The 22,930-nt window shown below is 72.1% G+C and carries 21 protein-coding genes; 7 read left to right on the top strand and 14 right to left on the bottom strand.

Annotation, left to right across the window (positions count from 1 at the left end):
• Positions 1-24 precede the first annotated feature (24 nt).
• A complete protein-coding gene (locus ASG94_RS14110) occupies positions 25-624 on the bottom strand; it encodes a class I SAM-dependent methyltransferase (protein WP_056927053.1) in 600 nt (199 codons plus the stop codon).
• On the bottom strand, positions 617-1,453 hold the full coding sequence (truA, locus tag ASG94_RS14105) for a tRNA pseudouridine(38-40) synthase TruA (protein ID WP_056927052.1): 837 nt from the start codon (positions 1,451-1,453) through the stop codon (positions 617-619). The genes ASG94_RS14110 and truA overlap by 8 nt, the downstream gene beginning before the upstream one ends.
• A gap of 64 nt (positions 1,454-1,517) precedes the next feature.
• Here truA and ASG94_RS14100 point away from each other — a divergent pair, with 64 nt between their 5' ends.
• The 4 genes from ASG94_RS14100 to ASG94_RS14085 all read left to right on the top strand — a co-directional run bounded on the left by ASG94_RS14100 (position 1,518) and on the right by ASG94_RS14085 (position 4,681).
• Entirely contained in the window at positions 1,518-3,173 is a 1,656-nt protein-coding gene (locus tag ASG94_RS14100) for an FAD-dependent oxidoreductase (protein WP_056927051.1), read from the top strand.
• An 86-nt stretch (positions 3,174-3,259) separates the two neighbouring features.
• On the top strand, positions 3,260-3,616 hold the full coding sequence (locus tag ASG94_RS14095; RefSeq protein WP_056927050.1) for an ArsR/SmtB family transcription factor: 357 nt from the start codon (positions 3,260-3,262) through the stop codon (positions 3,614-3,616).
• The gene (locus tag ASG94_RS14090; RefSeq protein ID WP_056927049.1) at positions 3,613-4,110 is read left to right on the top strand and encodes an SRPBCC domain-containing protein; all 498 of its coding nucleotides are present in this window, start codon (positions 3,613-3,615) and stop codon (positions 4,108-4,110) included. Before ASG94_RS14095 ends, ASG94_RS14090 begins: the two co-directional genes overlap by 4 nt.
• A gap of 1 nt (position 4,111) precedes the next feature.
• A complete protein-coding gene (locus ASG94_RS14085) occupies positions 4,112-4,681 on the top strand; it encodes a TIGR03086 family metal-binding protein (protein WP_056927048.1) in 570 nt (189 codons plus the stop codon).
• 6 nt (positions 4,682-4,687) lie between these two features.
• Here the strand turns inward: ASG94_RS14085 and ASG94_RS14080 are convergent, their stop codons facing one another.
• Positions 4,688-5,605, bottom strand: a complete 918-nt coding sequence (locus ASG94_RS14080; RefSeq protein ID WP_056927047.1) for a PfkB family carbohydrate kinase — start codon at positions 5,603-5,605, stop codon at positions 4,688-4,690.
• A gap of 39 nt (positions 5,606-5,644) precedes the next feature.
• On the opposite strand from ASG94_RS14080, the gene ASG94_RS14075 reads away from it, so the two are divergent.
• The 3 genes from ASG94_RS14075 to ASG94_RS14065 all read left to right on the top strand — a co-directional run bounded on the left by ASG94_RS14075 (position 5,645) and on the right by ASG94_RS14065 (position 7,801).
• Positions 5,645-6,016 (top strand): GntR family transcriptional regulator, encoded by a 372-nt coding sequence (locus ASG94_RS14075; RefSeq protein ID WP_056927046.1) that lies wholly within the window; start codon positions 5,645-5,647, stop codon positions 6,014-6,016.
• Positions 6,013-6,972, top strand: a complete 960-nt coding sequence (locus ASG94_RS14070) for a ketopantoate reductase family protein (protein WP_056927045.1) — start codon at positions 6,013-6,015, stop codon at positions 6,970-6,972. The genes ASG94_RS14075 and ASG94_RS14070 overlap by 4 nt, the downstream gene beginning before the upstream one ends.
• A gap of 82 nt (positions 6,973-7,054) precedes the next feature.
• Complete coding sequence (locus ASG94_RS14065; protein WP_200958116.1) at positions 7,055-7,801, top strand: DUF2786 domain-containing protein; 747 nt, start codon at positions 7,055-7,057, stop codon at positions 7,799-7,801.
• 63 nt (positions 7,802-7,864) lie between these two features.
• On the opposite strand, the gene rplQ is transcribed toward ASG94_RS14065, so the two are convergent.
• From rplQ to ASG94_RS14010, 11 genes are all read right to left on the bottom strand, one after another.
• Complete coding sequence (rplQ, locus tag ASG94_RS14060; RefSeq protein WP_056927044.1) at positions 7,865-8,428, bottom strand: 50S ribosomal protein L17; 564 nt, start codon at positions 8,426-8,428, stop codon at positions 7,865-7,867.
• Positions 8,429-8,683: 255 nt separating this feature from the next.
• Positions 8,684-9,700, bottom strand: a complete 1,017-nt coding sequence (locus ASG94_RS14055; protein ID WP_056927043.1) for a DNA-directed RNA polymerase subunit alpha — start codon at positions 9,698-9,700, stop codon at positions 8,684-8,686.
• 128 nt (positions 9,701-9,828) lie between these two features.
• On the bottom strand, positions 9,829-10,437 hold the full coding sequence (gene rpsD, locus ASG94_RS14050) for a 30S ribosomal protein S4 (RefSeq protein ID WP_056927042.1): 609 nt from the start codon (positions 10,435-10,437) through the stop codon (positions 9,829-9,831).
• A gap of 31 nt (positions 10,438-10,468) precedes the next feature.
• Positions 10,469-10,864 carry a 30S ribosomal protein S11 gene (gene rpsK / locus ASG94_RS14045; RefSeq protein WP_056887144.1) on the bottom strand — a complete coding sequence of 132 codons (396 nt, stop codon included), beginning with the start codon at positions 10,862-10,864 and terminating at the stop codon, positions 10,469-10,471.
• Between the two features lie 73 nt (positions 10,865-10,937).
• Positions 10,938-11,312: a 30S ribosomal protein S13 gene (gene rpsM, locus ASG94_RS14040; RefSeq protein WP_056599771.1), complete on the bottom strand. Its 375-nt coding sequence runs from the start codon at positions 11,310-11,312 to the stop codon at positions 10,938-10,940.
• Between the two features lie 167 nt (positions 11,313-11,479).
• Entirely contained in the window at positions 11,480-11,593 is a 114-nt protein-coding gene (gene rpmJ / locus ASG94_RS14035; RefSeq protein ID WP_056927041.1) for a 50S ribosomal protein L36, read from the bottom strand.
• 25 nt (positions 11,594-11,618) lie between these two features.
• Positions 11,619-11,840 (bottom strand): translation initiation factor IF-1, encoded by a 222-nt coding sequence (gene infA / locus ASG94_RS14030; RefSeq protein ID WP_056927040.1) that lies wholly within the window; start codon positions 11,838-11,840, stop codon positions 11,619-11,621.
• A 254-nt stretch (positions 11,841-12,094) separates the two neighbouring features.
• Complete coding sequence (locus ASG94_RS14025; protein WP_056927039.1) at positions 12,095-14,452, bottom strand: DUF3488 and transglutaminase-like domain-containing protein; 2,358 nt, start codon at positions 14,450-14,452, stop codon at positions 12,095-12,097.
• Positions 14,449-15,627, bottom strand: coding sequence for a DUF58 domain-containing protein (locus ASG94_RS14020; protein ID WP_056927038.1), 1,179 nt, complete (start codon positions 15,625-15,627; stop codon positions 14,449-14,451). Before ASG94_RS14020 ends, ASG94_RS14025 begins: the two co-directional genes overlap by 4 nt.
• A 7-nt stretch (positions 15,628-15,634) precedes the next feature.
• The gene (locus ASG94_RS14015; protein ID WP_056927037.1) at positions 15,635-16,603 is read right to left on the bottom strand and encodes an AAA family ATPase; all 969 of its coding nucleotides are present in this window, start codon (positions 16,601-16,603) and stop codon (positions 15,635-15,637) included.
• A 46-nt stretch (positions 16,604-16,649) separates the two neighbouring features.
• On the bottom strand, positions 16,650-22,883 hold the full coding sequence (locus ASG94_RS14010; RefSeq protein WP_056927036.1) for an Ig-like domain-containing protein: 6,234 nt from the start codon (positions 22,881-22,883) through the stop codon (positions 16,650-16,652).
• Positions 22,884-22,930 lie beyond the last annotated feature (47 nt).

Below are 22,930 nucleotides of genomic sequence, written 5' to 3'. Positions count from 1 at the left end.
CACGACGGGCGTCCGGCGCGGGTCTCAGCCCCGCCGGGTCTCCAGCACCCGGAAGCCCTTGGCGGACGCGAGCCGCGTCGTCGGGTAGCCCTGCTCCCCCAGCCAGCGCTGGAGCGAGTCGGCGCCGAGGTTCTTGCCGACCACCATCACGGCCCGGCCACCCGGCGCGAGCCGCGGCAGCCAGGTCAGCAGCAGCTCGTGCAGCGCTTCCTTGCCGATCCGGATCGGCGGGTTGGACCAGATCTCGTCGAACTGCATGTCGCTCGGCACGTCCGCGGCGCGGCAGGCGACGAAGTGGCCACTCACCCCGAGCGCCTTGGCGTTCTCGTTGGCGAGCAGGATCGCGCGCTCGTTGACCTCGAGGCCGATCACCGAAGACAGCGGCACGGCCTTGGCGATGGCCAGCCCGATCACGCCGTACCCGCAGCCCAGGTCCAGGAACCGACCCGCGACCGGCGGCTCGACCTCCCGCAGGAGCACGGCCGTCGCGTGGTCGAGGTGCCCCCGGCTGAACACCCCCGCACCGCTCGTCAGCTCCAGCTCGTGGCCCCACACGGACGCCGTGAACGTCTCCCGCTCGAACGGCGCGGTGGGGTCCGCGGAGAAGTAGTGGTCCTCAGCCATCGACGGCCTCCCTGGTGTTGCGGGCCCGATCGGCCTGCGCCGCGAGCTCGGCGCCCTCCGGGTAGCCGACCTCCTCCAGCGTCAGGCCGTGGGCGTGTACGACGGTCAGTGCGGGGTCGCGGCGACGCGCGGCCATGATCTCGGCCGCCCACTCCGGCGGCTTGCGTCCGTCCCCCACGGCGAGCAGGCAGCCGACCAGCGAGCGGACCATGCTGTGGCAGAAGGCGTCGGCCACCACCCGGGCGACGGCGACCCCGGTCTCGTCGCGGCTCCACGAGAGCTCCATCAGGGTCCGGACGGTGGTCGCTCCCTCGCGGCGCTTGCAGAACGACCCGAAGTCGCGCAGCCCCACCAGGCTGGACGCCGCCGCGTTCATGGCGTCGAGGTCCAGCGACCGCGGCCAGGCCAGCACGTGCGCGCGCAGCAGCGGGTCGACCAGCTCCGGGGAGTCGGCCACCCGGTAGGCGTAGCGCCGCCAGCTCGCGGAGAAGCGTGCGTCGAACCCCTCCGGCGCCTCGACCCCGCGGCCTACCCGCACGTCGGCGGGCAGCAGGCCGTTGACGCGGCGTACCAGCGCCTCCAGGGGCGGCTGCTCCGCGCGTCCCGCCGCCCGCTGCAGGTCCTCGGGCGAGACGTCGAGGTGCACGACCTGGCCGCGGGCGTGCACGCCGGTGTCGGTGCGCCCCGCGCACACGACCCGCACGGCCGGGACGCGGAACGCCGTGGCCAGGGCCTCCTCGAGCGTGCCCTGCACGGTGCGCAGGGACGGTTGGGTCGCCCAGCCCTTGAAGTCCGTCCCGTCGTAGGACACGTCGAGCCGGATGCGCACCCGACGATCTTAGGTGGCCCTCGCAGGCCCTTCCGCGCTCACCCCGAGCGGCCATACTCGACTCGTGAGCAACCCCGCCATCATCCTCGTCTCCGGCACGCACCTCGCCGTCCTGGAGGAGCAGTTCTCCCGTTACGCCCGCGAGTACGACGTGCGCCTCGCCGCGAGCGCCACCGACGGCAAGCACCAGGCGCTCGACGTCCTCGACGCCGGCGGGCAGGTCGCCCTCTTCGTCCTCGAGTCGGAGCTGCCCGACATGGAGCTCTACCCGGCCCTCGCCAAGATCCGGCAGACCGTCCCCACCGCCCGGCGCATCGTGGTCGCCCACTTCGAGAACTTCCGCCGCGACGCCGAGCTGCTGCGTCCCGGACAGGCGACCGGCAAGTACGACGCCTTCCTGCTGATGCCGCGCGGCGTGCGCGACGAGGAGTTCCACAGCTCGGTCATCGACCTCCTCAACGACTGGGCCGCCACCGTCGCCGTGCCGGAGGTCGTCTCGGTCCGCATCGTCACCCCCGAGCAGGACGTGCTGACCCTCCAGCTGCGCGACTACCTGGAGCGGGTGGGCCTGCCGTGCGGCGTCTTCCACCCCGACAGCGAGGAGGGCCGCGACGTGGTCTCGCGTCGCGTCGGGGACGACGACCGGTGGCCGCTCGTCGAGGCGTTCACGTCGACGGCCCCGTTCGTGCCCACCACCACCCGCGACCTCGCGGTCACCCTCTACGGACGCCCCGACGACATCGAGGTCGACCAGGTGGTCGACCTCGTGGTGATCGGCGCCGGGCCCGCAGGGCTCGCGGCCAGCGTGTACGGCGCCAGCGAGGGCCTGTCCACGGTGACGGTCGAGGGAGAGGCGATCGGCGGCCAGGCCGGCACCAGCTCGATGATCCGCAACTACCTCGGCTTCCCCCGCGGGATCTCCGGGATGCGTCTCGCCCAGCGTGCCCGCAACCAGGCCATCCGCTTCGGCACCCGCTTCTTCACCGGCTGGCCCGTGGTCTCCCTCGAGCCCGGCACCGACGGGCGTCCGCACGTCGTGCGCACCGAGGGCGGCGACGTGCACGCCCGCGCCGTGCTCATCTCCACCGGCGTCACCTACCGGCGCATCGGCATCGAGTCCCTCGACAACCTCGTCGGGTACGGCGTCCACTACGGCGCCGCGATGACCGCCTCGCGGGAGATGGAGGGGGCCGACGTCATCGTGGTCGGCGGCGGCAACAGCGCCGGACAGGCCGCCGTGCACCTCGCCCGGTTCGCCCGCTCCGTGACCATCATGGTCCGCCGTCCCGACCTGTCCGCGACGATGTCGCACTACCTGATCAGCGAGATCGGCTACAACCCGCGCATCGAGGTCCTCGGCAGCGCCCGGGTCGTCGACGGCGGCGGGGACGGCCGACTGGAGTGGGTGGACGTCGAGGACGTGCACTCCGGCGAGCGGCACCGTCGCGAGGTCCGGGGCCTGTTCCTGCTGCTCGGCGCCGACCCCCAGTGCGAGTGGCTGCCCGACGAGGTGGCCCGCGACGACCGCGGCTTCGTGCTGACCGGCCGCGACGTCCCCACCGCGGCGTGGCGCGACGGGCTGCCGCCGGCCAACCTGGCCACGACGGTGCCGGGCATCTTCGCCGCCGGCGACATCCGGGCGGGGTCGATGAAGCGGGTCGCCTCGGCGTCGGGCGAGGGCGCGTCGGTGGTGTCGCTCGTGCACGACTGGCTGGCCTGACGCAGGCTAGTTCAACCGGATGGTTGACAAGGCAGGACGGGTCGGCCTACCTTTGTTCAACCATCCAGTTGAAAAAGGGGACGGCCATGGCCGACCAGCTCTCCCGGGCCTTCGCCGCCCTCGCAGACCCCACCCGGCGCGACCTGGTCGCCCGTCTCGCCGTCGCCGATGCGACGGTCGGCGACCTCGCCGCGCCGTACGACGTGAGCCTCCAGGCGGTCTCCAAGCACCTCAAGGTGCTCGAGGAGGCCGGCCTGGTGAGCCGCAGCCGGGAGGCCCAGCGCCGACCGGTGCACCTGGAAGCCGAGGTGTTCGACCTGATGACGAAGTGGATCGAGCGCTACCGCCGACAGGCCGAGGAGCGCTTCGCGCGCCTCGACGCCGTCCTGGACTCCCTCTCGGAGACCGGGGACCCCACCGCAGAGGAAGGAACCGCGTCATGACCACCACCCACGACACCCGCTACGCCGAGGCCGCGATCGAGGCCGACCCGACCGTTCCCGCGGTCCACATCTGGCGCGACTTCGCCGCCACCCCCGCCCAGCTGATGCGGGCGCACACGGACCCGGACCTGTTCCGCCGCTGGATCGGCCCGTCCTCGCTGACCACCCGCATCGACCACTGGGACTGCCGGACCCTCGGCTCCTACCGCTACGTCGCCGAGCGTGACGGCGAGGAGTACGCCTTCCGCGGCACCTTCCCCCACGTCGGCGAGGACCGGCTCGTGCAGACCTTCACCTGGGAGGGCATGCCGGAGGCGATCGCCCTCGAGACGCTGACCTTCGAGGACCTCGGCGACGGGACGACCCGCCTGCACGCCTTCTCGCTGTGCGACTCCTTCGAGGGCCGCGACCAGATGCTGGCCAGCGGCATGGAGGTCGGGATCCACGACGGCTACCGCAAGCTCGACGCCCTGCTCGCCGAGGGAGCCGCCTGAGATGGCCCTGCCGGAGACGCCGGCCGCGCGCCACCGCGAGGTGGCCGCGACCTTCGGCGCGCTCGTCCGCGAGGCCGACGACTGGCAGGCACCCGCTCCCGTGGACGGCTGGGTCGCCCGCGACGTCGTCGACCACCTCGTGGAGTGGTTCCCGGCCTTCCTCTCGGCCGGGGGCGTGGTCCTGCCCGCTGGCCCCTCGGTTGCCGAGGACCCCGCGGCGGCATGGGACCACCACGCCGCCGCCGTCCAGGTCGTCCTCGAGGAGCGGGGCGAGGAGTCCTTCACCCACCCCTACGCCGGCACGCACCGCCTCGCCGACGCGGTCGACCGCTTCTACACCGCGGACGTCTTCATGCACAGCTGGGACCTGGCCCGCGCCACCGGCCAGGACCTGGTCCTCGACGAGGACTTCGCGGCCACGCTGCTCGGCGGGCTCGAGCAGATGGAGGAGGTGCTGCGCACCTCTGGCCAGTACGGCGCGCCGGTGCCGGTAGCCCCCGACGCACCCGTCGTGGACCGGCTCGTGGGCTTCATCGGCCGCGACCCGGCCTGGTCCCCGCCTGCCGGCTGAGCGGCGTCAGTCCAGCTCGTGGCGGTGCGGCGGGTCCCCGCCCGGGCGGCTGACGGTCACCGCGGCCGCACGGGCGGCGAAGGCGAGCACCGCCGACCAGTCGTCCGCCGCCAGGGCTCCCAGGCGCGCGCGGGCCGACGGACCGACGACGCCCAGGTCCCACAGGGCGTGGACCACCGCGGCGGTCACCGTGTCGCCGGCGCCGATCGTGTCCGCCACCTCGACGCGCGGAGCGGCCACCTCGGCGTCGTCGTCCCGGCCGTACCACCGGACCCCGGCCCCGCCGAGGGTCACCACCAGTGCCCCGGCCCCGGCGCCGACCAGGTGGTCGGCCACCTCGCGATGGGTCCGCCCCGGCCACAGCGCCTCGAGGTCCTCGTCGCTGGCCTTGACCACGTCCGCGAGCCGCGCCATCTCCTCGGCCCGGGCGACCACGTCCTCGCCGGTGCCGGTGATCGCCGGGCGCGCGTTGACGTCGAAGACCGTCAGCGCGCTCCCCCGCGCCGCCGCGACCAGCGCGGCGACCTCGTCGGCGCCGGGGCTCAGGGCGGCTCCGATGGAGCCGTAGACGACGACCACCGGCTCGACGTGCTCCGGCAGCGCGACCGGCGGCACCCGCCACTCGATGTCGAACTCGTAGCTGGCCGACCCGTCCTCGGCCAGCGTCGCGACGGCGGTGGCCGTGCGGGCGAGCACGACCGGGTCGACCGCCAGGCGCACGTCGTTGTCGGCCAGGTGGGTGGCGAGCAGGCTCCCGTGGGCGTCGTCGGCCCAGGCGCTGGCGAACCACACGGCGCGACCGAGCCGGCTCATCGCCACTGCCGCGTTGGCCGAGCTCCCGCCCGCGTGGTCGCGCTCGCTGCCGTCCCGTCCACGGACCACGTCGACGAGTGCCTCACCGACCACCAGGGCTACCTGCTCCATGCCCGTGGTTCTACCACCTCCGCACCTAGGCTGGCGCCCATGGAGCTCGCCCGGATCGACCTCGATCCCCTCGACCCGCAGTCAGCCACCCCGCCGTACGAGCAGGTCCGGGTGCAGGTGGCCGCTCGGATCACGGACGGCCGGCTCCCGGCGGGCTCCCGGTTGCCGACGGTGCGCGCCCTCGCCGAGGAGCTCGGACTGGCCGTCAACACCGTCGCCCGGGTCTACAAGGAGCTGGAGGCCGACGGCCTGGTGGCCACCGAGGGACGGCGCGGCACCCGCGTGACCGGCACCGTCGCGACACCGAGTGCGGTCCGCGACGCGGCCGAGTCGCTGGCCCTCGAGGCACGCCGGGCGGGTCTCACGCTGGCCGAGGCCACCCGCCTCCTCGAGCAGGGCTGGTCCCGGTGAGGTGGGTCGTCCTCGGGGCCGGGGCGGTCGGTGGCGTCGTCGGCGGACACCTGCACCTCGCCGGCCGGGCCACCACGCTGGTGGCCCGCGGTGCGCACCTGGACGCCATCCGCGGGGGTGGGCTGCGACTGGACACCGGTGACGGCATGCACCGGATCGTGGCACCGGCCACCGACACCGCCGCCGGCGTGGAGTGGACCGACGACACCGTCGTCCTGCTCGCCGTGAAGTCGCACCAGGCCGCCGCCGCCCTCGACGACCTCGCCGCCCACGCACCGCCAGGCACCCCGGTCGTCTGCGCCACCAACGGGGTCGCGACGGAGGTCGAGGCCCTGCGCCGCTTCGCCGCGACGTACGCCGTGTGCGTGATGCTGCCGTCCACCCACCTCGAGCCGGGGCTGGTCGTCGCGAAGTGCCACCCCGTGCCCGGCATCCTCGACGTGGGCCGCATCCCCGGCGGCACCGACCGCCGCACGGCCGCGATCGCCGCCGACCTCCGCGCTGCGGGCTTCGAGTCGGTCGAGCGCGACGACGTGATGGCCTGGAAGCGTCGCAAGCTCCTGATGAACGTCGGCAACGGCGTCGACGCCTCGTTCGCGCCCGGCACCGCGGCCGACGAGCTGGCCGAGCTCGCGCGACTGGAGGGCGAGCGTGTGCTGGCCGCCGCCGGGCTGACGGTGACCACGGCCGAGGACGACCGGCAGCGCCGCGGCGACCTGCTGAGCCGCCGCGAGGGCCTGGCGCCGGCCGGCGGCTCGACGTGGCAGAGCCTGCGCCGCGGGACCGGTGACACCGAGGTCGACTACCTGGCGGGCGAGGTCGTGCTCCTGGGGCGGCTGCACGGCGTCCCGACGCCGGCCTGCGAGGCCGTGGTGGCCGCCACCCGTCGACTGACCCTGGCCGGCGGCGAGCCACGCAGCCTGCCCGCCGCCGACGTCCTGGCGACGCTGCGATGAGGGCTGTGTACGACGGGCACGCGGTGTCGGTGCCCCGTGCCAGTCTCCACCGGCACCACCACTGACCCCGGGAGCCGCTGACATGGACCACGCCGACGACACCTCGCCGATGCTCGCGCGGGTGCGCAAGCTGCTGGCCAAGGCGGAGGACCCCGCCGCCACCTCCGCCGAGGCCGAGACCTACACGGCCAAGGCCGCCGCCCTGATGGCGGCGCACGGCATCGACCGGGCGCTGCTCGCCCTCGCCGACCCGTCCCTCGACGTGGTCGGCGACCTCGTCATCGTCGTCGACAAGCCGTACGCCGCGGACAAGGCCGACCTGCTGGGCACGGTCGCCTCGGCACTGGGGTGTCGTGGCGTACGCCGCACGCGCTACCCCGACGGCGAGAAGGAGCTGTCCCTGCACCTCTTCGGCCACCGCTCCGACCTCCAGCGGGTGGAGATCCTCTTCACCAGCCTGCTCGTCCAGGCCCTGCACTCCCTCGCGCGGACCCCGGTGCCCTCCTACGACCACCCGGCCGCGTTCCGGCGCAGCTGGCTCGCCGGCTACACCGCGTCGATCGGCCGACGACTCGTGCGCCTGGAGGAGGCCGCCGCCGAGCGGGCCGGCGACCGGTTCGCTCGTCGCGGCACCTCCAGCGCGCTCGTCCTCGCCGACCGCTCGCACGCGGTCGAGGCGGCTCGCGACGACGCCTATCCCCACCTCCAGCAGGGCACGCCACGGCGGCTGTCCGGCACCGGTGCCCAGGACGGCTGGAGCGCCGGCCAGCGCGCCGACCTCGGTGACGGCCGGCTGGGCGGTGGCCGACGCTCGCTGCCCGGCGGTTGAGCCCCGGACGCACGAAGGCCCGCCACCCCGGAGGGGTGACGGGCCGTCGAGGGAGCAGTCAGCTCACTTGGTGCTGTCGTCCTCGGCCGGAGCCTCGGTCGCCTCGTCCTCGGCCGGAGCCTCGGACTCGGTGGTCTCCTCGGCCGGGGCCTCGGTGGCCTCGGTCGCCTCGGTGTCGGTGGTCTCCTCGGCGGGAGCCTCCTCCTCCGCAGCGGCCGGAGCCGGAGCGGCGGCCTGCGTCTTCTTGGTCGAGGCAGCCTTGGGGCTGTACGCCTCGGTCACCAGCTCGATGACCGCCATGGGGGCGTTGTCGCCCTTGCGCGGACCGATCTTGGTGATACGGGTGTAGCCGCCCGGACGCTCGGCGAACGTCGGCGCGATCTCGGTGAAGAGGGTGTGCACGACCGACTTGTCGCGGATGGTCTTGAGGACCTCGCGACGGTTGTGCAGGTCTCCCCGCTTGGCCTTGGTGATCAGCTTCTCCGCGACCGGACGCAGCATGCGCGCCTTGGTCTCGGTGGTGGTGATCCGGCCGTGCTCGAACAGGGCGGTCGCCAGGTTGGCGAGGATCAGGCGCTGGTGGGCGGGGCTACCGCCGAGGCGCTTGCCCTTCTTGGGCTTGGGCATGTCAGTTCTCGCTTCTCTCCGGCCGTGTCAGGTACCGGGGTAGACGTCCGCCGGGACCGGCGAACGGTTTGGATGTCAACACGATCACTCTCGACTGCGGTGCGGCAGCGTGGCGCCGGTAAGACGCCACGCAACCGCAAACCCCAGTCAACATCAACCGCGGCGCGGCAGCGGGTCGCCGGAGGCGACCCGCTCGCGCCATTCAATTGGTGCGGCAGCGTGGGCGCCGAAGGCGAACACGCTCGCACCATTCAATTAGTACTGCTCGTCCTCGACGAAGGCGTCGTCGTCGTCGTCGCCGTACGCCGCCAGGGCAGCGTGCGGGTCGAAGCCGGGCGCGCTGTCCTTGAGGGACAGACCCATCTCGACCAGCTTGGCCTTGACCTCGTCGATCGACTTCGCACCGAAGTTGCGGATGTCGAGCAGGTCCTGCTCCGAGCGGCTGATGAGCTCACCCACGGTGTGGATGCCCTCGCGCTTGAGGCAGTTGTAGGACCGGACCGTCAGCTGCAGGTCCTCGACCGGGAGGGCGAGGTCGGCGGCGAGCTGCTCGTCGACGGGCGACGGGCCGATGTCGATGCCCTCGGCCTCGACGTTGAGCTCGCGGGCGAGTCCGAAGAGCTCGACCAGCGTCTTGCCGGCCGAGGCGATGGCGTCACGGGGACGCATCGACGGCTTGGTCTCGACGTCGATCACGAGCTTGTCGAAGTCCGTGCGCTGCTCGACACGGGTGGCCTCGACCTTGTAGGTGACCTTGAGGACCGGGCTGTAGATCGAGTCGACCGGGATGCGGCCGATCTCGTTGTCCGCGCCCTTGTTCTGCACGGCCGAGACGTAGCCGCGGCCACGCTCGACGACGAGCTCGACGTCCAGCTTGCCCTTGTCGGACAGCGTGGCGATCTTCAGGTCGGGGTTGTGGACCTCGACGCCGGCCGGCGGCGTGATGTCGGCGGCGGTGACGTCACCGGCACCGGACTTGCGCAGGTACATGACGACCGGCTCGTCGTGCTCCGAGGAGACGACGAGGCCCTTGAGGTTGAGGATCACCTCGGTGACGTCCTCGGTGACACCCTCGATCGTGGAGAACTCGTGCAGCACCGAGTCGATCTTGATGCTGGTGACGGATGCCCCGGGGATGGAGGACAGGAGGGTACGGCGCAGCGAGTTGCCGAGCGTGTAGCCGAAGCCCGGCTCCAGCGGCTCGATGACGAACCGCGAACGGAACTCGTCGACGGACTCTTCCGACAGGGTCGGGCGCTGAGCGATAAGCACTGATTCTTTCCTTTCCGGACCCACCCACCATTTGACGGGCCCGAACTGTGCGAGAGAGGAAGTGATGAACCGCTGGGGCCTGAGGCACGACCCCAGCGGGGGTGCACGGGGGCGGAGCCCCCGGGCGATTACTTCTTGGAGTAGTACTCGACGATCAGCTGCTCGGTGACCGGCACGTCGATCTGCGCGCGGGTCGGCACCTGGTGGACCAGGATGCGCATCCGGGTGGGGATGGCCTCCATCCAGGCGGGAACGTGGCGCTCGCCGTGGGTCTCGCGGGCTACGATGAACGGCGTCATCTCCAGCGACTTCTCACGGACGTCGATGATGTCGTGGGCCGACACCTGGAACGACGGGATGTCGACCTTGTGGCCGTTGACGAGGAAGTGGCCGTGCACGACGAGCTGACGGGCGTGGCGACGCGTGCGGGCGAACCCGGCGCGGTAGACCACGTTGTCGAGGCGGCACTCGAGGAGCTGGAGCAGGTTGTCACCGGTCTTGCCCTGGCGACGGTTGGCTTCCTTGTAGTAGCGGAGGAACTGCTTCTCCATCACGCCGTAGGTGAAGCGGGCCTTCTGCTTCTCCTGCAGCTGGAGGAGGTACTCGCTCTCCTTGATGCGCCGGCGGCCGTGCATGCCGGGAGGGTAGGGACGCTTCTCGAAGGCAGCGTCGCCGCCGACGAGGTCGACACCGAGGCGGCGCGACTTGCGGGTGATCGGGCCGGTGTAACGGGCCATGGCAGGAAGTCTCTCTTTCTCGGGTGTCGGGTCAGACGCGGCGGCGCTTGGGCGGCCGGCATCCGTTGTGGGGCGTGGGGGTGACGTCCTGGATGGTGCCGACCTCGAGGCCGATGGCACCCAGCGAACGGATCGCCGTCTCGCGGCCCGAGCCCGGGCCCTTCACGAAGACGTCGATCTTCTTCATCCCGTGCTCCATCGCCCGACGACCCGCAGCCTCGGCTGCCATCTGCGCGGCGAACGGCGTCGACTTGCGCGAGCCCTTGAAGCCGACGGTGCCGGCAGAGGCCCACGAGATGACCGCCCCGGTGGGGTCGGTGATGGTGACGATGGTGTTGTTGAACGTGCTCTTGATGTGGGCTTCGCCCTGAGCGACGTTCTTCTTCTCCTTGCGGCGGACCTTGGTCGCGCGGCTCTTGGGAGGCATTCAGTGATCTCCTGTGAGGTTCTGGTCTGGAAGCTTCGAGTGAAGGGGCGGGACTCAGCGCGTCAGCGCCGGGTCACTTCGCCTTCTTCTTGCCGGCGACAGTGCGCTTGGGACCCTTGCGGGTGCGCGCGTTGGTCTTGGTGCGCTGACCGCGGACCGGGAGGCCCATGCGGTGGCGGCGACCCTGGTAGCTGCCGATCTCGATCTTGCGGCGGATGTCTGCCTGGACCTCGCGACGGAGGTCACCCTCGATCTTGAAGTTGGCTTCGATCTCGTCGCGGAGCTTGACCAGCTCCTCGTCGCCGAGCGTGTGCACTCGCGCGTTCGGGTCGACCCCGGTGGCGGCGAGCAGCTGCTGGGCGCGGGTACGGCCGATGCCGTAGATGTAGGTGAGTGCGATCTCGATGCGCTTGTCGCGCGGGAGGTCAACACCAACGAGGCGTGCCATGTGGCTTTCCTTGTCTGTTGCTCACAGTGGTTTCGGTCGTGTCGCATCCCGCTCCTGCGGGCTCCGGCCACTGCTCCGGAGGTGTCTTCGCCCGGCTGGTGCCGGGCTAGCGATCACGTTGTGGGGTGTTTCAGTTGTACGTCGGGTGCTGCGGGCTGAGCGTCAGCTCAGCCTTGCCGCTGCTTGTGGCGCGGGTTCTCGCAGATGACCATGACGCGGCCGTGACGACGGATGACCTTGCACTTGTCGCACATCGGCTTGACGCTGGGCTTGACCTTCATCAGAAGGACCTTTCGGATCGGCTGGTCACTTGTAGCGGTAGACGATCCGACCGCGGGTCAGGTCGTAGGGGGACAGCTCCACCACCACGCGGTCCTCGGGGAGGATCCGGATGTAGTGCTGACGCATCTTGCCGCTGATGTGGGCGAGCACCTTGTGTCCGTTGGTCAGCTCGACCCGGAACATGGCATTCGGGAGGGCCTCCACGACGGAGCCCTCGAGTTCGATCACGCCTTCTTTCTTCGGCATGTCCTCCACAATCTGTTGGTCGAATGTCTACCGTTGTTGCACCACGCCACACTGGTGGCGGGGCCGGCCCGCGAACCTCCGGTCCTTCAGGACCGGTGGACCTCGTACGGCGTCTCCGTGGACCTCAACCCGGGCACGACACGAACCACTCCTGCGAGCGGTCGAGGCGCTTCCGGCAGCCGCGAGGCACCACGAAACACAACCCACGTTGGGCCGACACGCCAGTTTAGTCTCGCGCTCTCCGAAAAGACCAATCAGCGCGGGCGGGACCGCATCCCACGCACGCGGGGCCCGGTCGGGCGCAGCGACCGCAGGTTGACGGCGGCGAGCAGGCGCTGACGGCGGCCCACGGACTGCGACATCGAACGGCGCTCGGCATCGACAGTCTCCCAGAAGGTCGCGGCCGCCTCGGGGTCGGGGGTGGCCGGACCGAAGACGAAGCCGTCCGCCCGGCGGGCCAGGGAGGGCGCCTGCTCGGTCCCGATCGAACCGGATTGCTCGCGACGGGTGACGGTCGGTCCCAGGGGAACCGGCTGTCCGAGGTCGCGGGCGTGGTCGACGAGCTCGCGCCAGGCTCCCACGAAGCGTGCCGAGACGCTGGCCGCGGTCCGGCGGCGTCGTCGGCGCAGCAGCTTGAGGCCGATGATGGAGGCGACGACGAGCAGGACCGCGAGCAGGGGACCGCCGACGTACGTCGCGACGGCGACGATCCAGCCGGGCAGACGGTCGACGACGGACTCCTCGTCCTCGTCGTCGGCGTCCTTCTTGTCCGCCTTGCGCTCCTTGAGGTCCGCGTCGCTCTGGTCCCCGGCGTCCGACGGGGGCGGGATGGGCGCGGGCGGCGGCACGACGGTCCCGGTCATCGGGGTGTTGGTCTCGGGCAGCTGGTCGGCGGGCGGCTCGTCGGACATGAAGGCCTCGGTCGGCAGGGTCCGCCACGACCCGTCCGCGGCCCGGAGCTCGACCCACGCCGAGACGTCCTTGCCGGTGACGACGCCGCCCTCGGGCACCTCGGCGCCGAGCACGACCCGCGCGGGCACCCCGACCTCGCCCGCGAGGAGCGCCATCAGCGCGGCGTACTGCTCGTCGTTGCCCACCAGCTGCTGGGCCTGGACGAAGCCGTCGGACAACCGCTGGATGCTGTGGCCGGGGTGGTAGACCTGCTCGGACTTGCGCACGCCGTCGGAGTACTTGCCCTCGGTCCGCAGGTGCTCGGCGATCGCGTAGACCCGCTCCATCGGCGTGGTCGCCCTGCCCGTCCACTGGGCGGCGGGCGTCTTGAGGAACGCCGTGCCGTCGGGCGGCGGCACCGCCGCGCTCGAGGCGACCGTGGTCGCGTCGAGCGAGTCGTCGGGCACCACGGCGCTGAAGGAGTAGGTGTCCCCCTCGTGCAACCCGGTGGGGACCACGGCCGTCGAGGTGGCGAGGTTGTAGCGGAACACCTCCGCCTTGCCGTCGGGGTCCCCGGTGCGGAAGTCCAGGGACTGGAGGGCACCGATGGTCGGCAGCCACGGGGCGTCGTACCCCTCGCCGATGGTGACGGTGGCCTCCACGCGATCGCCGTCGACCGGGTTGTCGATCGTCGACGACACCCGCTGGAAGGAGTCGGAGGCCGGCTCGGGCAGCGCGTCGTCGGTGGCTCCCCACACCATGCCGTCGTAGTGGTCCATGGTCGCGATGCGCACGCGGGTCCCGACGGGGGCGCCGTCGACGGTGAACAGGGTGCGGTCGTAGACGTTGGCCCGGTCGTCCCTGCCGAGCAGGTCGACGTACTTGCGGAAGCCCGCCAGGGGCGAGGGGTAACGGCCGATGTCGAACGGCGGCTCCACCCAGTTGCGCACCACCGCGCGCTCGCCGTCGTCGTCGCCCATGACCAACGCCGAGGCGGGTACGGCGAGCGCCGACGCGAGCGCGACCAGCCCGGCTCCGACCAGCAACCGCCCCCAGCCGGAGGTGCCGCCGTGCACCGTGGCCGAGGCCCGGCGCGAGCGCAGCGCGAGCCAGCCCAGGGCGAGCGCGGCGAAGACCGACCCCTGCACGGCGAGGGACTGCGGGTGGCGGACCCCGAGGAGGATCACGGCGGCCAGCACGGCGGTCAGCCCCAGCACCGGCAGCAGCGCCGTCAGCCACGACCGCCGCAGGTGCACGTGCGACAGCGTCGTGCCCAGGACGCCGGCGACGATGCCGAGCAGCCAGGGCAGCACGAGCAGGGGGCCGTCGCCGTCCACGGGCGGCAGGGTGGTGAGCAGGTCCTTCCACCCGAAGATCGCCTGGTCGACGAGCTTGGAGAGCGTCGGCCCTCCCGGGACGAAGGCGGTGTCCCCCACCGACCGCAGGCACAACGGGCCGCCGAGCAGGAAGAACACGACCGTGAGGATGAGCACGGGGGCGACGAGCGGCCAGCCGACCGCGCGGCACAGGTGGGTCACGCCGACCGCGATGACCGCACCCAGCATGCCGATGACCAGGAACGACCACCCGGTGAACGACGTGGCCAGGCCGCTGAGCGCGACGCCGGTGAGCAGCAGCACGAACACCAGGTCCACGACGGCGTGGCCGTCGGGGACGAGGTGGCTGGGACGCGTGCGCGTCCGGGTGTCGACGTGGCTCATCGAAGGCTCCAGAGGAGCAGGCCGCCGAGGTCTTCCTTGGCGGCGAGGTGCAGGACCGGCAGGCCACCGGTCTCGGTGACCCGACTGGTGCCCTCGGGGTCGAGCACCACGGCGAAGCGACGTACCTCGGGCGGGAAGGCGGCCGAGCCCCGCAGCATGTCGGTGAAGGAGGTGTCCCGGCCGCCCACGAGGAAGAGCAGGCTGCAGTCGGGGGCCACCGCGGTCGCGCGCCGGCTGGCGGCCACGATGCCGGTGTCGCCGAAGTCGGCCCGGCAGACCGCGTCGAGCGCCAGGTGCCCGTCCGAGCCCGTCGACGCGGTCTCGCCGCACACGAAGGAGACGTCGAACTCGTCGAGCACGGCGCGGACCGCGATCGACGCCGCCACCGACATCGCCTCCTCGAAGACCTCGTCGTTGCTCCAGGAGCCACGCTGGTCGTCGACGACGAGGGCGGCGTGGCTGCGACGGGTGTCGAGGTACTGGCGCACCAGCAGGGAGGACTCCCCCGTCGAGGCCATCACCTTGGCCGAGGAGCGCCAGTGGATGTGTCGCAGGTCGTCACCCGGGACGTACTCGCGCAGGGCGTGGAAGGCCAGGTCGCTCTGGGAGACCGCGTCGGTGGAGACGCCCTCGAGGTCGCGCAGCAGCCCGGCGCCCAGCGAGTCCAGAGGCACCATCGGCGGGCGCACGAGCACCTCGCGCACCGGCGTCCAGACCATGTCGCGGGAGAAGATGCCGATCGGGTCGCCGCGACGGGTGGTGGCCGGCCCGACCCGGATGACGCCGCGGCGCTCGGTGCGGATGGTGAACGACTCCTCGTGCACTCCCCCGGCCGGCAACGACCCGATGCCGTAGCGGTGGGTCGAGGAGCCCACCGGCACCTCGAGCGTGGTCGGCAGCAGCCGTCCGGACGCGACGTTGCGCACCAGGACACCGGCCGCGACCGAGTCACCGGCGGCGACGCGCTCGGGCTCGAGCCGGAGGTCGACGTCGACCGAGGTGCGACCGAGCAGGAAGGGCGCGGCGAGCGCGAGCAGCAGCAGGCAGGCGGCCGCCAGCACGGCCATCTCCCTCCAGCCCGCGAGGGCAGCGACGTACGCCGCCCCCGCTCCGATGCCGAGGACCAGCCAGCCCGTGGGGCGGACGATCGTCAGCAGCTCCTTGACGCGCTCCATCGTCCGCTCAGGCCACCCGGTCCGTGGGGGGCGAGACGGCGTCGAGCAGGCGACCGATGACGGTCTGCACGCTCACCCCGCTGAACTGCGCCTCGGCGTCGAGGAGGAGGCGGTGCGAGAGCACCGGCTCGGCGAGCTCCTTGATGTCGTCGGGCACGACGTGGTCGCGGGCGTCGGCCGCCGCCCAGGTCTTGGCGACCCGGATGAAGGCCAGGCAGCCGCGGGGCGACAGGCCGAGCTTGACGTGCGGCTGGCGACGGGACTCCTCGGCGAGCTCGGCGACGTAGCCGATCACGGCCGGGTCGACGTACACCTGGTCGGCGAGACCGCTCATCTGCGAGATCGTCGCCGCGGTGATCACCGGGGTGACCAGCGAGGCCCGGTCGCGCACGGCGGCGTTGACCAGCAGCTCCACCGTCGCGGCCCGGTCGGGGTAGCCCATCGAGGTCTTCATCAGGAACCGGTCCAGCTGGGCCTCGGGGAGCCGGTAGGTACCGGCCTGCTCGATCGGGTTCTGGGTGGCGATGACGAGGAACGGCTTGCCGACCGAGTGGGCGACGCCGTCGATGGTGACGCGGCTCTCCTCCATCACCTCGAGCAGGGCCGACTGGGTCTTCGGCGAGGCCCGGTTGATCTCGTCCGCCAGCACGATCGTGTGGAAGATCGGGCCGGGGTGGAAGTCGAAGGTCCCCTTGTGCTGGTCGTAGACGGTCACCCCGGTGACGTCCGACGGCAGCAGGTCGGGGGTGAACTGGATGCGGGCGTGGCTGCCCTGGACCGTGTTGGCCAGCGCGCGGGCCAGCATCGTCTTGCCGGTCCCGGGGAAGTCCTCGAGCAGGATGTGGCCCTCGGAGAGCAGGCAGGTCAGCGCCAGGCGCACCACGTGGCGCTTGCCCAGCACGGCCTTCTCCATGTTGTCGGTCAGCTGGTCGAAGGTCTCCTTGAACCAGTCGGCCTGCTCGTGCGAGATCGTCATCGTGCTCCTCGGGTGATGGGGGGTCGGAGGGTGAGGGGTCGGCGCATCATTTCCACTCCCACGTGGTGGTGCCGGCTTCCCTGTTGCCGCTGGTCTCGTCGCACGTCGCCGTGACGAAGCCGGCGTCGTACACGATGTCGGTCTTGTTCGAGCCGTTGGAGCCGAAGTCGCGCGTGTAGCCCTGCAGGGGCCGCAGGGAGTTGGAGATGTTGCAGCGGTAGGCCCGGTTCATGTCGTTGGTGGTGATGACGAGGAACCCGCAGGTCGCGCCCTTGCACTGACCGCCGAGGAAGCTGCCGCCGCACGACGGGAGCCCGGAGGCGCTGTCGTCGCTGCACGCACTGCGCGACAACGAGATCGCCGGAGGCGGCGCGGTCCCGGACGTGGCCTTGGTACCGGTGTTGACCTCACCGCGCGCCAGGCCGGGGTCCACGATCTTGGCGTAGATGTTCACGTCCTCCTCGAACGTGTCCGTGGCGACGCTGAAGTCCTCGCTGAACGGCGTCGCCCCCAGGTCGCGGGTCGTCTGGAGGTAGACGCGGTTGCCGGGGCCCACGACGGAGACCGACAGCCGGACGGGTCGCCCGTTGCCGCTGCCGGAGACCGAGAAGCCGATCGACTTGCCCGAGACCGAGGTGACCGCAGGATTTCCGAGGTGCTCCGAGCGCAGCGGCCCGTAGCTCTGCACCGTCTTGGTGTCCGAGGTGCTGCACCCGCGCTGCGCCGCGAACTCGTTGCACAGGCGCAGCTGCACCTGGTACGGCGTCCCGTTGCCCTGGGTGGACACGACCTGGGAGATGGCCTGGCCGGCGGCCACGTTGCCCTCCCAGGCGACCACTCCCCCGACGAGGATCGCGGCGCGCGCCGTCTTGCCGCGCGGGTCCGGGGCCACGGCGTCCACGCGGACCTGCTGGTCGGCCCCGGTCGGGGCGACGGTCCAGGAGCCCCAGTTGGCGGGCCTGCCCACCGCCTGGTAGGCCGAGGGCTGGCTGGGTCCCGACGTCTTCTCGATGTTGTGCGCGCGCACCGAGTAGGAGTAGGTGGTGCCGTCGTAGGCGATGCCGGAGTGGATGCAGGTGGTCGCCTGGATGCGTGCGCACCCCGGGACGGGCTGCGTCCCGGCGGCGGTGGCGTAGTAGGCGGTGTAGAGCGTGGGTCCCGGCCCCTCCGGCAGGGTCGAGGGCCAGGTGAGGCGCACCGACGTCTGCGCCACCCCGGTCTCGAGGTCGGCCAGGGCCGGCGCGCCGGGAGGTGCCGGCGTGCCCAACGGCTGGAAGGGGTCGGAGGTGCGCGGCGCCGAGTAGTCGACCTTGTTGAGCGCCTTGATGGTGAACGAGTACTGCGTGTTGTTGTCCAGCCCGCCGACCGTCAACGAGGTCTGGCTGCCCGGCACCGTCTGGGGCTGGGCCCCCTGCCACGAGACCGTGTAGCTGACGACCTTGGACGTCCGGGTGGTGGGCGGCTTCCAGGCGACGGTGATGGTGTGGTCGCCGCGGCCCGTCATGCGGATGTCGTCCACACGACCCGGCTGGGTGTCGGCGAAGGCCGACTTGGAGACGGGGCTCCAGTCGCCACGCCCGATCTTGTTGATGGCCCGGACCTTGAACCGGTAGGCCCTGTCGTTCTCGAGCCCGCCGAAGTCGCACTCGTTGGTCCGGCAGATGATCGTCTTGTTGTTGCGCAGCTCCTGGACCTCGTAGCCGGTGATGGGAGAGCCGCCGTCGTCGCTGGGGGGCGTCCATCCCATGGAGATCTTGTTGGACTGCAGGGCCGGGTAGGGCCGCGGCGGTCCCGGGGCGCCGGGGGTGCCCCGCACCGCGAACTGGATGCGGCCCTCGGCGGTGCGCTGCGGGCTGTCGGAGTCGGCGACGTCGCTCATCACGACCCGGAAGGTCGAGGTCCCCTGGGCGTCCGGTCCCGCCTTGAGCGTCACCGACGAACCACTGCGGCTCGCGCTGACCCCGGCACCGTCGACGGGCTCGATGGAGACCACGGTCGGGTCGGGCCGGGAGACGCCCGGCTCGAGGTACGGCGCGAGGTCGAGGGTGCGCGACTGCCCGGCCTCGAGGTCGTCGACCGGGATCGGCAGCAGCGAGGGCGGCGGGGCGTCGTCGAGCTGGAAGCGGATCTCCTCGGCGTTGCTGTCCCCGGCGGTGATCGACAGGACGGCCGTGCCGCCCTCGGTGGCGTCCTCCGCGGCGCTGACGCGCAGCACGGGGCTGCCGTTGCCGCTCACCGACACCCCGTCGACGGCCTGCGTGAAGGCGCCCTGGTAGTCGAGCCCGGCCGCGGCCGCGGGGTCCAGGGTCCAGACGTTGCACAGGGAGGCGATGTCGAGGTCGTAGACCTGACCGGCCGAGATCGGGATGGTCGACTCCGGGCACGTCAGCTCCGGGGTGTCGTCACCGACCTGCACCGGGACCGAGAGCAGTGCGGTGTAGCCGTCGGTGGGGTCCTGCGGGTCCTCGTTGCCGCTCGGGTCGGTGGCGGTGGTGATCTCGAGCAGCAGGGCGCCCGGACCCCGGTAGTCGGCGTCGGAGGAGATCGTGAAGCCGCGCTCGCCGTCCGCCTCCGGCGTCAGGTTCGCCGGTGAGGCGCTCACGGCGCGCTTCCCGGTCAGGCGCAGCGAGCCCCCCGACGGGTTGGCGATGAAGTCGTCGAGCTTGCCCCTGTAGTCGCCCCCACGGTCGAGCTCGATCCGCGCGCCGGGCTTGACGTAGGGGACGCCGGTGCCGGTCGACGGCACGTAGAGCGACGCCGTGGCGGACGCGCCGTCGCCGTCCTCGACCCGGAAGGGGACGACCTGCGGAGCGGCGGCGCGGTTGGCCTTGATCCGGTCCCCGTCGATCCGCGCCACCGCGGGGTCGCCGAGCACCTCCGCGACGGTGAGGTCCTCGCTCGAGCCGTCCGGGTCGTAGGCACCCTCGAGCACCCCGACCGTGACGCTCTCGCTGTCCTCGGCGCGTCCGAACGCGTCGTACACGACCGGGGGGTTGTTGATGTCGGCGGCGGTCTCGAGCTTGATGACCGCTCGCGAGCTCGCGAGGCCGTTGGTGATCGCGTAGACGACCGACACCGCCGGGGCGTCGACGCGCTCCGGGGCCGGGACGGTGACCAGGCTGGTCTCGGGGTCGAGCTCGACGCCCTCCGGTGGGTCCACGAGCTCGATGCGCACGTCGTCGCCGGGAGCGACGTAGTCGTTGGACAACGGGTCGAAGGTCGCGGTGCGCCCCGGCTGGACCGTGAGCTGGTCGTTGACGGCCAGGGGGTTCTGCGGCTCCTCCTGGGGTACGACGACGATGCGCACGGTGCCCGTCGCGAACCCGCCCTGGGTGTCCACCACCGAGTAGGCGAACTCGTCGGTGCCGGACGTGCGCGGGTATGCCTGGTACTCCAGGTAGTTGCCGCCGAACGACACCAGGCGGCCCTTGCGCGGCGCGGACGTGATGCCCGCGATGGTCACGGGGTCGCCGTCGGGGTCGACGCCGCTGCCCGGCAGCCGGACCTTGACCTTGTCACCGGAGACGACCCGCGACTCCAGGGTCGGCGGCTCGGGGGCGGTGTTGGGTGCGTCCGCGGGGATCACGGTGACGAGGAGCCGCCCCGGCGAGGTCTCCCCGGTCGTGTTGACGGCGATGTAGGGCACCTGGAACGTGTCGCGCTCCGCGAGGCCGACCGGGGCGACGTAGCGGACGGTGCGGCCGGCGACGAAGGCCCGCCCCACGTCGCCCTTCAGGTCGAGCGGACCGATCACCTCGAGCTCGCCCGGGGAGTCCTCCACGACGTCCCCGACCAGGGAGAGCCGGTCGCCCGAGGGCGACAGGTCGTTGTCGAGGACGGGCGCGGTCACGGAGGTGCCCGCGCGCACGGTCACCCGGTCGCCGGCCGTGACGGGTGAGTTGTCGGCGGGCACGGGGCGCAGGCTCACCGAGACCTCACCCGTGACACCGGACAGCGTGCCGTTGCTGATCGTGTAGGACACCAGCTGCGGGTTGGGCGAGAGCGAGCCCTGGCGCGCGGAGATGCGCAGCCAGCGACCGTCGATGATCGCGACGTCGAGCTGGTCGGGGTCGTCGGCCACCGCCCGCTGCACGGCCAGGAGGCCACCGGCGGGGTCGAGGTCGTTGGCGAGCACGTCGACGATGGCGGCCGACTGGCCGTAGACCGTGAGCGTGTCGGGCATCGCGATCGGGGCACGGTCGCCGCGGGCCGGCTGCACGTCGACGCGGATCGTGCTGCCGTCGAGCGGTGCGTTGCCGTACGCCGCGTCGTAGTCCAGGAAGAACGTCCCGGCCCGGTCGCCGGTGAAGGTGATGATGCCGTTCTCGGTGTCGGTGCGGATCGTGGCGCCCGCCTGGCCCGGGAGCTTGCCGCCGAGGGCCAGCTCGGCGTTGGGCGAGGCGGGGTCCGAACCGGGCAGGTCGTTGAGCAGGGGCCTGATCTTGATCGGCTGGCCCACCTCACCGCGCACCACGTCGGGCTCGGCGGTCGCCGGGAAGGACTCCTGGTCGAGCTTGCCCTGGACCTGGAAGGTCATGGTGCGCCGGACCGGGGCCGAGCGCCCGTCGGTGACGGAGTAGGCCACCTGCACGGGCTCGCCGCCCTCGCGGGGGGCGGTGAGGCGCACCCGGCCGTCGGAGGTGGTGCGGGCCACGGCCCCCGACTGCTCGCCGCCGATCGCGGTCGCGGAGTCGAGCACGACGGTGTCGCCGTCCGCGTCGTCGCGCCAGTCGGCCAGCACGGGCACCGACAGGGCACCCCCGGCGGGAACCCGCCAGGTGCGGGGCTTGTAGCCGTTGCGGGGCTCGGGGGCCTGGTTGTCGGCACCCTCCCGGACGGAGACGGTCACGCTGGCGTGCGCAGCGGTGTCGCGGCCGTCGTCGATGTAGTACTCGAAGGAGGTGCTGCGGGCGCGCTCGGGCATCGAGAGCACGATCGTCTGCCCGTCGGGGCTGATCTCGGCCCGGGCGTCCCCCGCAGGGTCCTCGACCTCGACGATGCTCAGCAGGCGCCCCTCGGGAGCGGAGTCGTTGTCCAGGGGGTGCAGCACGGTCGTGCGACCCGGGCGCGCGCCGTACCGGTCCGGCTCGGCCTTGGGCGGGCGCCGGTCGCCGTCGCTCTGCTCCTCGTTCTCCTCGTCCTCGTCCTCGACCTCCTTGGAGGCGGTGAACGCGTTCCAGTTGTCGATCTTCTGGGGCTCGAGGTCGTCGACCTCCCACACGGTCCCCGTGGTGCCGTCGTTGAGCACGATCTGGCCCCGGTTGACCCGGAAGGCGAGGGAGCGGCCCTTGCCGCCGAGGGTCGTGATGGTGGGCTCGTCGTCGCCGCAGCGGACCGCCACGGTGCCCGCACCGCCGGACCACGCGGCGTACTGGCAGGCGCCGAGGCGGACGGGCTCGGCGGGTTGCCCGTTGACTCCCTCCGCGACCACGGTCGTGTCGCCGGAGGTCAGGTCGACGCTGGTCAGGCTGCCGCGGTCGGCGACCAGGACGGTGTCCGCGTCCGGACCGGGCTGCTGGAGCACGCTGCCCTCGGGGACGCTGGCCGTGGCCCCGCCGAGCACGGCGAGCACCCCGTGGTCCGCGTCGAGGGTGACGACGGTGTCGCCGACGGTCGTCACCGCGGAGGGCTCACCCGCGGACCCGGGGAGGTCCTCGGTGCGCGGCTCGGCGAACTTCGTCTCGCTCGGGACCAGGTAGGTGACGGTGCCGTCGGTCGGCGAGGTCACGACCACGGTGCCCGCCTGGCTGACCGCCAGGGCGGCGCCCTCGCCGACCTCGTCGACGGGGTCGGACTGGCGGTCGACCTCGGTCACCAGCGACCTGCCGGTCAGCGTGTCGACCCGGGCGGCCCAGTAGCCGCCGGTCTCGGCGTCCACGGCCGCGAGGGTGCCGCCGGCCAGCTGGAGGTCACCCGCCGAGGGCACCGAGATGCGGCCGGTGGGTTCGAGCTCGGAGGTGACGGGGTTGATCAGCTGGGCGGTGCTGGCCCGCTCGTCGACCGCCAGCACCGCGGCGCCGTCCTGGACGATGTCGAGGGGCAGGTCGCTGCGATCGGCGAAGACGACGCTGTCGAGCTGGTTGATCGGCTTGTTGATCCGGCCGAACAGGCCGTCCTTGCTGTTGACGACCCAGATACCGCCGTCGTTGAGCTCGGCCTCGTGCGCCTGGTAGCCGTCGGCGGACACCGCGTAGGCGAGCACGGCACCGGCCGCCACCGCGAGCGCGGCGTTGGACGCGATGGCCGTGCGGTGCCGTCGCATGAAGCCGACCCGAGCCACTGGCATCCCCTACCGCGGTGTGTGTGTCCGTCCCCCGACGGCGCAGG

This window comes from Nocardioides sp. Soil805 (assembly GCF_001429625.1).
Classification (GTDB): domain Bacteria; phylum Actinomycetota; class Actinomycetes; order Propionibacteriales; family Nocardioidaceae; genus Nocardioides.
The sequence above is the reverse complement of the archived record's forward strand: the minus strand, read 5'-3'. Positions and strand labels throughout refer to the sequence as shown.